The organism is Embleya sp. NPDC025285 (assembly GCF_055558835.1).
Map to the genome: position 1 here is coordinate 1 of NZ_JBVHLU010000241.1, position 3,899 is coordinate 3,899.

General features: G+C 71.6%; 1 protein-coding gene. It reads left to right on the top strand.

Annotation, left to right across the window (positions count from 1 at the left end):
• A partial coding sequence (locus ACZ4FV_RS51750; protein ID WP_465328389.1) for a condensation domain-containing protein occupies nucleotides 1-3,899 on the top strand: 3,899 nt, incomplete at both ends.

A 3,899-nucleotide genomic window follows, 5' to 3' on the forward strand; every position in this document is an offset into this window, starting at 1 on the left:
CTCAACGCCGCCGGACAAACGGCCGCGCGGTTCGTGGCGAATCCGTACGGGCCGCCCGGCAGCCGCCTCTACCGCACCGGCGACCTCGCGCGGCGTCGCCCGGACGGCATCATCGACTACCTCGGCCGCACCGACGACCAGATCAAGATCCGCGGCCACCGCATCGAACCCGCCGAGATCCAAAGCGTGTTGGACACCCATCCGCAGGTGGCCCGCAGCGCGATCGTGCCCACTACCGGCCCGGACGGCGCGGTACAGCTCACCGCCTACGTCGTGCCCGAGACGGCCGGACCCGTCGACGCGCACGCCAACGACGAACACATCGCGGAATGGCGGCAGATCTACGCCGACGAGTACACCGCCATCGACACGGCGGTGTTCACCGAGGACTTCGCCGGCTGGGACAGCAGCTACGACGGCGCGCCGATCCCGCTCGCGCACATGCGCGAATGGCGCGCCGAGACCATCCGACGCATCGCCGAACTGCGCCCGTCACGAATCCTGGAGATCGGCGTCGGCACCGGCCTGCTCCTGGGCGAACTGGCGCCCGCGAGCCAGAGCTACTGGGCAACCGACTTCGCCGCCCCGGTCATCGAGAAGCTGCGCGCGGACCTGGCCCGGGACCCCGAACTCGCCGCGAAGGTCGAGCTGCGCACCGCCCCGGCGCACGAACTCGGCGACTTGCCGGAGGCGTTCTTCGACACGGTGGTGATCAACTCGGTCGCCCAGTACTTCCCGAGCCTGGACTACCTCACCGACGTGCTGCGCCGCGCGCTCGACCTGGTCCGGCCCGGCGGAGCGGTCTTCGTCGGCGACGTGCGCAACCTGCGGCTCGCCCGTACCTTCCACACCGCGATTCGACTCGGCCAGGCGACACCGGACACCGACGACGCGAGTGTGCGCGCCGCGATCGAGCGCGCCGTGCTGCTGGAGAAGGAACTCCTGGTCGACCCGGACTACTTCGACGCCCTGACCGATCTGCTGCCCGACCTCGCGGGCGTCGACCTGCGGATCAAACGCGGACACCTGCACAACGAGCTGTCCCGACACCGCTACGACGCGGTACTGCGCCGAGTCGGCGGCGACCCGGCCACGACCCTCGCCGACATACCGAGCCTGCCGTGGAACGCCGCCGAGGGAACCGACGCGGTCGCCCGCCGGCTGACCGATGATCGGCCCGACGCGCTGCGCGTGCGAGCCGTACCCAATGCCCGACTCGCGGGCGAAATCGCCGCGGAGCGCGTGCTGGCCAACGGCGGCACGAGCACCGAGGCACGCGACGCGCGCACCGCGGCCGAGCAGGCCGACGACGCGGCGATCGAGCCCGAGACGCTGTACGCGCTGGGCGCGGCCCAGGGCTACACCGTGGCCGCGACCTGGTCGAGCGCCGGATCCGGGTCCTTCGACGCGGTGTTCGTGGCCGGAGAGCGAGCCGCGAATGCCGTATCGGGCACTTACGTGGCCACGGGTTCGGGCCGTGCCGACCTGTCCGGCTACGCCAACCACCCCGCCGCCGCCCGTGAGGCGGGCACGCTGGTACCCCGGCTGCGCGCGTTCCTGCGCGAGCGGCTGCCCGAGTACATGGTGCCCGCCGGATTCGTCCCGCTCGATCGACTCCCGCTCACCGTCAACGGCAAACTCGACCGTCGCGCGCTGCCCGCCCCCGACGCCGGCGTCGGTCGCGCGCCCACGCGGGCACCGGCCGGCGCAGCCGAACTCGCCCTGTGCGCGCTGTTCGCCGAGGTGCTCGGCGTCGCCGACATCGGCGCCGAGGACAACTTCTTCGACCTCGGTGGCCACTCCCTGCTCGCCGCCCGATTGGCCGCCAAGGCCCGCGGCGCGCTCGGCGTCGAGATCGCCATCCGGGACGTGTTCACCGCCCCGACCACCGCCGCACTGGCCGCGCTGCTCGCGGAACGCGCCGGGACGGACGAGGCGGGCGCCCGGTCGTTGCGGCCCGCCGTCACGCGGCAGGAGCGCCCCGACCGGGTGCCGCTGTCGTTCGCCCAGCGGCGGCTGTGGCTGCTCGGCCAATTCGAGACGGCGAGCGCGGCCTACCACGAACCGATCGCGGTCCGATTGCGCGGGATGCTGGACCGAGCGGCGCTCCGCGCCGCCGTACAGGACGTGACGAACCGTCACGAAACGTTGCGCACGTTGTGCGTCGCGGCGCAGGAGCCCGCGGGAAGCGACGCCGCCGAGGTGTTCCAACACATCCTGGCCCCGGAGGACGCGCACGCCGTCGTCGAGTTCGCCGACACCGACACCCTGGGCGCCATCGACACCGAATCCGCGCTGGCCGCGCTGGTCGCCGAGGCCACCCGCCGCCCCTTCGACCTGGCCACCGAACTGCCGCTGCGGACCACGGTCTTCCGGGTCGGCCCTAACGAGCACGTGCTCCTCGCGGTGTTCCACCACATCGCGATCGACGAGTGGTCCATCCGGCCGTTCGCACAGGACCTCGCCGCGGCCTACACCGCGCGCTCGGCGGGGCACGCACCCGCGTGGGAGCCGCTACCGCTGCAATATGGCGACTACACGTTGTGGCAGCGCGACCTGCTCGGCGATCCGGCCGATCCCACCAGCCGCTACGCTCACCAACTCGCCTACTGGCGCAACGCTCTGGCCGCACTGCCCCAGGAACTGGAGATCCCCGCCGACCGGCCGCGCCCCACGGTGGCCGGCTACCGGGGCGGCACCATCGAACGCCTGATCGCCGCCGAACTCGCCCAGCGCGTACGTGCCGTGGCCTCGGCCGCCGGCGCCAGCGCGTTCATGTTCTACCAGGCGGCGGTGGCGGCGCTGCTGCACCGCCTCGGCGCCGGCACCGACATCCCACTGGGTAGTCCGGTGGCCGGGCGCGACGACGAGGCACTCGGCGACCTGATCGGCTTCTTCGTCAACACCGTGGTCATCCGTGCGGACGTGACCGGCAACCCGACCTTCGCCGACCTGCTGGCCCGGGTGCGAGACACCGACCTGGACGCGTTCGCGCACCAGGACCTGCCGTTCGAGCGCCTCGTGGAGGAACTCAACCCGGCGCGTTCGCTCGGCCGCAACCCGCTGTTCCAGGTGATGGTCGGCTATCAGAACCAGGGCGTGGGCGAGGTCCGCTTCGGCGACATCGCACCGGTCGGCGAACGATTCACCCCACCCACCGCCAAGTTCGACCTCGACTTCGTCTTCCGCGAGACCGATCTGGCCGCGGTGCCGGAGGGCGCGGTCGAGCTGGGCATCGAATACGCGGCGGACCTCTTCGACCACACCACCGTCGAGGACTTCGCCGAGCGGCTGCTGAGGCTGCTCGCCGGGATCACCGACGACCCGAACCGCCGCGTGGGCGCGTACGAACTGCTGTCGCCCGCAGAGCGCACGCGGATCGTGGCCGAGTGGAACGCGACTTCGCATCCGGTGCCGGAGGTGACGGTGGCGGATTTGTTGGAGGAGCGTGCGGGGTTGGTTCCGGATGCGGTTGCGGTGGTGCAGGATCCGGATGGTGCGGCGCCGTTGGTGTGGTCGTATCGGGAGTTGAACGAGCGGTCGAATCGGATCGCGCGGTTGTTGCGGGTGCGGGGTGCGGGTCCGGAGCGGGTGGTGGGTCTGGCGTTGCCGCGGACCGCCGACATGGTGGCGGCGTTGTTCGCGGTGCTCAAGACCGGTGCCGCCTACCTCCCGTTGGAGCGTGACCTGCCGCGCGAACGCATCGCCTGGATGGTCGACGAGTCCCGACCGGTGTGCGTGCTCACCGCCGGCGAGATCGTGGGCGAGCACACCGTCGATCTCGACGATCCTTCGGTGCGGGCGGAGTTGGCGGGGTTGTCGGGGGCGGATCTGTCGGATGTGGAGCGTTCGGACTTCGTGCGTTCGGATGGGGCGCGGTTGGAGCATCCGGCGTATGT